Source organism: Microbacterium umsixpiens, assembly GCF_053543675.1.
On sequence record NZ_JBLVOH010000097.1, the window covers coordinates 6,051 to 10,844 of the forward strand.

A 4,794-nucleotide genomic window follows, 5' to 3' on the forward strand; every position below is an offset into this window, starting at 1 on the left:
AGTTCAGCGGGTCGAGCACTGTCGCTCAGATCGTCGACGACGCGGAGACGGCTCTTGCCGAGACACCGGGGCCGACGGTGCCGATGCGAACCGTCAGGACGGCCTCCTGGGGCTTCCAAGTCGATGTCGACGCGAAGACCACGACTGTCGTGCCACAGCTCTCCACACTCGTGTGGGAACCGGACGGCTCCGGGCGGATGACCATCATCGCCGGAGTGCCGTACGATCCGTCTGACGCGGTGGCCAGCAATGCCGCCGAGGTTTCGAGCAGCGGGAAGGTCGTCACCGATCTGGTGATGGAGCCGGGGGATTTCGAGACCCCCTGGACGACGGTGCCCGGTGAGACGCGGGACGACATGGTGGCGATGCTCGAGGCGTTCGGCATGCCGGCAGATCCCACCGCGTACGACGTCGAGCTGGCGCTCACCTCTGTTCTGGACCAGTGGACGCTGACCGACGCGCAGCACGCGCAACTCCTGCTCCTGCTCGAGGAGGCCGGTGGTGGCGAAGCACTGGGCAACACGACCGATCGCCTGGGGCGCGCCGTGACCGGTGTACGTGTCCAGTCCCCGGACGGCGCCGTGAGCGACCTGGTCCTGGTGTCGCGCGACACGGGGCGGATCGTGGGCGTCGAACGCACGGTCCTGAAAGCCGATGACGTGTTCCCCGCCGGCGCGATCATCTCGTATCAGATGTGGGATCTCGATGAGGAGACCGTTCGATGAAACGCACCACCGTTCTGGCCGCTGCTCTGCTCGGGCTCGTCATGACGCTGGGGGCGGCCCCCGGCATGGCCGCCGTCGACGACGACCGTGAGGTCGACCCCCTGGTGGCGGCGGTGCTCGATGAGGTGCCGGGCGGTGTCGTCATCGACGGACGGCACGCGGTGTGGCCCAAGCTCGACATGGAGCTCACCGTGCCCGCAGCCTCGGGCATGTCATCGTGGTCGGTCGGGAGCTGCACCACCGGCAGGATCTGCGCCTACAGCAACACTTCGCTCGGCGGAGCATCCCTGACGTTCGGCACGTGCGCGGTGCACACGATCCCGTCGAGCTTCGCGGTCAAGTCCGTCGCCAACGCCCGCGGCTCCGGCTCCGTCCAGGCGCGCAACGGGTCGACCGTCCTGAAGACCGTGGCTGCCGGGAGCTGGAGCAACGTCTCCGGCACGGTCACCAACCTCCGCTGCCTCCTGTGAACCGTGTCGCAGTCGATGTCATCCGAGGAACGGCCGCTGGCGCAGCACTGGGTGGCGACCGCGCCCGGTGGACCGGATTCGTGGGAGTTCGTCGAGGAGCGACTGGCGGCACCCGGGCACGGTGAGGTCACCATCCGGGTGCACGCGGCCGGCGTGAACCCCGCCGACGCGAAGCATGTCGCGTCCGGCCGGTCGGGCCTGGAGTTCCCCGTTCCGATCGGGTACGAGGTGTCCGGTGTGCTCAGCGCGGTCGGTCCGGACACCCGGATCGGCTCCGGTGCAGCGGCGATCGGCGACGAGGTCATCGCTTTCCGGGTGCGCGGCGGTTACGCGACAGCGGTCACGGTCCCCGCGGAGAAGGTCTTCGCGAAGCCGTCCACGCTCACGCATCCGGAGGCGGCGAACCTGCTTCTCGTCGGCACCACGGCCGCGGAGATGCTCGCGGTCACCGGGGCGGCGCCGGGGGAGACCGTCCTCCTCCACGGCGCCTCGGGCGCGGTCGGCGTGAGCGTCCTGCAGCAGGCTCGGCTCCGCGGCATCCGTGTCATCGGCACCGCGAGCACCGACCGGTTCGACGAGGTCCGGCGATTCGGGGGAGAGCCCGTCCGATACGGCCCGGGGCTCGCCGACCGGGTCCGTGAGGTCTCGGCCGGACCGGTGGCCGCAGCGCTCGATGCCGTCGGCACCGACGAGGCCGTCGACGTGTCACTCGAGCTGGTCGCGGATCGCCGTCGCATCGTCACCATCGCCGCCCTGGGGCGCGCCGAGGCCGAGGGGATCCAGGCGATCGCCGGCTCGATGCCCGCCAGTGCCCGGTTCCGCGATGAGGTGCGCAGCGAGCTGATCGCCCTCGCGCAGAACGGCGACCTCGTGGTGCCCGTCGCCCGGACCTTTCCGCTCGACGAGGCGCGTCAGGCCCATCGTGTGTTGGCGACCGGCCACCCTGGCGGGAAACTCGCCCTGATCCCGTAGGTCAGTCGATCTCGCGCAGGGCGGAGGTCACGACCACCACGTCGTCGCCGTATTCGGCATCCACCGCATCCTGGAGAGTGCCGTCATCCCACACGACGTGCAGCCAGACGTAGCCTCGATCCGTCCCGACCGTGAGGGCATCGGTCCCGAGACGCGCGGAGATGTCGTCCTGCACCCGCGTCAACTCGTCTTCGGCCGTCGAGCCCTCGACGCCGCCGGTCGGATCCTCCGGAGCGACCGTGTCGTACAGCGCGAGCATGATCGGCGGGTCGGTCCGGGTGAGCCGCTCGCCGTCGTACGTGGCATACACGGCATACGCGCCCCAGGTCGCGTCCCCGCTGGTCTCGCTGCCGTCGACGCCGTCCCAGGTCCAGTCGTCCAGCGCCACCCCGCTGCACTGGGGCGGGTAGGACTCCATGATCGCCCCCATGCACAACGCCACCTCGCCTGCGTCGTCCAGCACGGTGCCCACCCCGATGACGCGCCCCTCCGGAGGCTCAGGATGTGCGTTCTCGAGGCGCTGGTCCGACGGGACGGTCGTGCTCGTCGGCGCCGCGGAACCGCCCGGTCCCGCGGTGCAGGCGGTCAAAGCGAGGAGTCCGACGGCCGATGCCACGGCGAGGATCAGGCGACGCTGCGATGTGCTCATATCGGGGAGTGTCACCGGCCGCGTGATCGTCTCACACGCGTCGAAACCGCCGGGCCATCCCTGCTAGCATGACCACATGCCTTTCGGCGGTCTGCTTCTTCTTAGCTGCCGCGACGAGTCCTAAAGCTAGGGCCTTCCTCGTCGCGGCGCTTGTGTTGGCCCGTTCATCTTGACGAAGAGAAGAAGCCCCATCATGCAGAACACTCAGCGCCCGTCCGCGATGCCGATCCACAAGTACCGGCCGTTCCACGAGCAGATCAACGTCCACCTGCCTGACCGTACCTGGCCTGATGCTCGGATCACCGAGGCGCCGCGGTGGTGCGCCGTCGACCTCCGAGACGGCAACCAGGCACTCATCGACCCGATGTCGCCCGAGCGCAAGCGCGTGATGTTCGAGCTGCTCGTGAGCATGGGCTACAAGGAGATCGAGGTCGGATTCCCGTCGGCGAGCCAGACCGACTTCGACTTCGTGCGCCAGCTCATCGAAGAGAACCTGATTCCCGACGACGTCACCATCCAGGTGCTGACCCAGGCGCGCGAGCACCTGATCGAGCGCACCTACGAATCGATCGCGGGCGCCAAGCAGGCCATCGTGCACCTGTACAACTCCACGAGTGTGCTGCAGCGCGAGGTCGTGTTCCGCACCGACAAGCAGGGCATCATCGACATCGCCCTCGAGGGCGCGCGACTGTGCCGCAAGTTCGAGAAGACGATCCCGGACACGCAGGTCTACTACGAGTACTCGCCCGAGAGCTACACGGGCACCGAGCTGGAGTTCGCGGTCGACATCTGCAACCAGGTGATCGAGGTCTTCGAGCCGACTCCTGACCGCAAGGTGATCATCAACCTGCCGGCCACCGTCGAGATGGCCTCTCCCAACGTCTACGCCGACTCGATCGAGTGGATGAGCCGGAACCTCAACCACCGAGAGAACATCATCCTGTCGTTGCATCCGCACAACGACCGCGGTACCGCGATCGCCGCCGCCGAGCTCGGCTACATGGCCGGAGCCGACCGCATCGAGGGCTGCCTGTTCGGCAACGGCGAGCGCACGGGCAACGTCGACATCGTGGCCCTGGGCATCAACCTGTTCACGCAGGGCATCGACCCGCAGATCGACTTCAGCGACATCGACCAGGTCAAGCGCACGGTCGAGTACTGCAACCAGCTGCCCGTGCCCGAGCGCAGCCCCTGGGCGGGCGACCTGGTCTTCACCGCGTTCAGCGGGTCGCACCAGGATGCGATCAAGAAGGGCTTCGAAGCGATGGAGGCCCGGGCGAGCGCCGAGGGCGTCACGGTCGACGAGATCGAGTGGGCGGTTCCGTACCTGCCGGTCGACCCGAAGGACCTGGGCCGCTCATACGAGGCGGTCATCCGGGTGAACTCGCAGTCCGGCAAGGGCGGCGTCGCGTACCTGCTGAAGTCGGATCACGCGATCGATCTGCCGCGCAAGCTCCAGATCGAATTCTCCGGCGTCGTGCAGGCCAAGACGGATGCCGAGGGCGGCGAGGTCACGTCCGACCAGATCTGGTCGATCTTCAACGACGAGTACCTGCCCGCCGACGACTCCGCGGCCAAGTGGGGACGGTTCGAGCTGCTCGCGACGCAGACTCGCAGCGACATGTCCGGTGACGTGGTGCTCGACGTGGTGCTGCGCGACGACGACGAGCAGGTCTCGGTGTCGGGCAACGGCAACGGCCCGGTGGCGGCGTTCGTCGAGGTGCTGCGCGGTCAGGGCTTCGACATCACCGTGTACGACTACGTGGAGCACGCCCTCAGCGCCGGAGGCGACGCACAGGCCGCGGCCTACGTCGAGCTGCAGGTCGGCGACCAGCGCCTGTGGGGCGTCGGCATCGACGGCGACATCTCGACGGCATCCCTCAAGGCGATCGTCTCGGGTGTCAACCGCTCGATCCGCACGCGGCAGCAGGAGCTCGCGGCGGTCTGACAGTCCGCGCAGGAACGCCCCCTCGGTGAC

Annotated in this window: 5 protein-coding genes; 4 read left to right on the forward strand and 1 reads right to left on the reverse strand. The window is 68.3% G+C overall.

The annotated features are described in order from the left end of the window. The 3 genes from ACNPM4_RS09820 to ACNPM4_RS09830 all read left to right on the forward strand — a co-directional run. Positions 1-725, forward strand: a 725-nt coding sequence (locus tag ACNPM4_RS09820) for a hypothetical protein (RefSeq protein ID WP_448985535.1), incomplete at its 5' end; no start/stop codon positions are given. Further along, positions 722-1,195, forward strand: coding sequence for a hypothetical protein (locus ACNPM4_RS09825; protein ID WP_448985536.1), 474 nt, complete (start codon positions 722-724; stop codon positions 1,193-1,195). The genes ACNPM4_RS09820 and ACNPM4_RS09825, both read left to right, overlap by 4 nt. Before the next feature lie 15 nt (positions 1,196-1,210). Continuing rightward, on the forward strand, positions 1,211-2,167 hold the full coding sequence (locus tag ACNPM4_RS09830; RefSeq protein ID WP_448985537.1) for a quinone oxidoreductase family protein: 957 nt from the start codon (positions 1,211-1,213) through the stop codon (positions 2,165-2,167). Position 2,168: 1 nt separating this feature from the next. Here ACNPM4_RS09830 and ACNPM4_RS09835 read toward each other — a convergent pair whose 3' ends face one another. Next, positions 2,169-2,816, reverse strand: coding sequence for a hypothetical protein (locus ACNPM4_RS09835; RefSeq protein WP_448985538.1), 648 nt, complete (start codon positions 2,814-2,816; stop codon positions 2,169-2,171). Positions 2,817-3,009: 193 nt separating this feature from the next. On the opposite strand from ACNPM4_RS09835, the gene leuA reads away from it, so the two are divergent. Then, positions 3,010-4,764, forward strand: a complete 1,755-nt coding sequence (gene leuA, locus ACNPM4_RS09840; protein WP_448985539.1) for a 2-isopropylmalate synthase — start codon at positions 3,010-3,012, stop codon at positions 4,762-4,764. Positions 4,765-4,794: the final 30 nt, after the last annotated feature.

Bases quoted from the DNA above. Each gene is read 5' to 3' on its own strand.
- ACNPM4_RS09835 (WP_448985538.1), bottom strand. From the start codon at position 2,816: ATGAGCACATCGCAGCGTCGCCTGATCCTCGCCGTGGCATCGGCCGTC.
- leuA (WP_448985539.1), top strand. From the start codon at position 3,010: ATGCAGAACACTCAGCGCCCGTCCGCGATGCCGATCCACAAGTACCGG.
- ACNPM4_RS09830 (WP_448985537.1), top strand. From the start codon at position 1,211: ATGTCATCCGAGGAACGGCCGCTGGCGCAGCACTGGGTGGCGACCGCG.
- ACNPM4_RS09825 (WP_448985536.1), top strand. From the start codon at position 722: ATGAAACGCACCACCGTTCTGGCCGCTGCTCTGCTCGGGCTCGTCATG.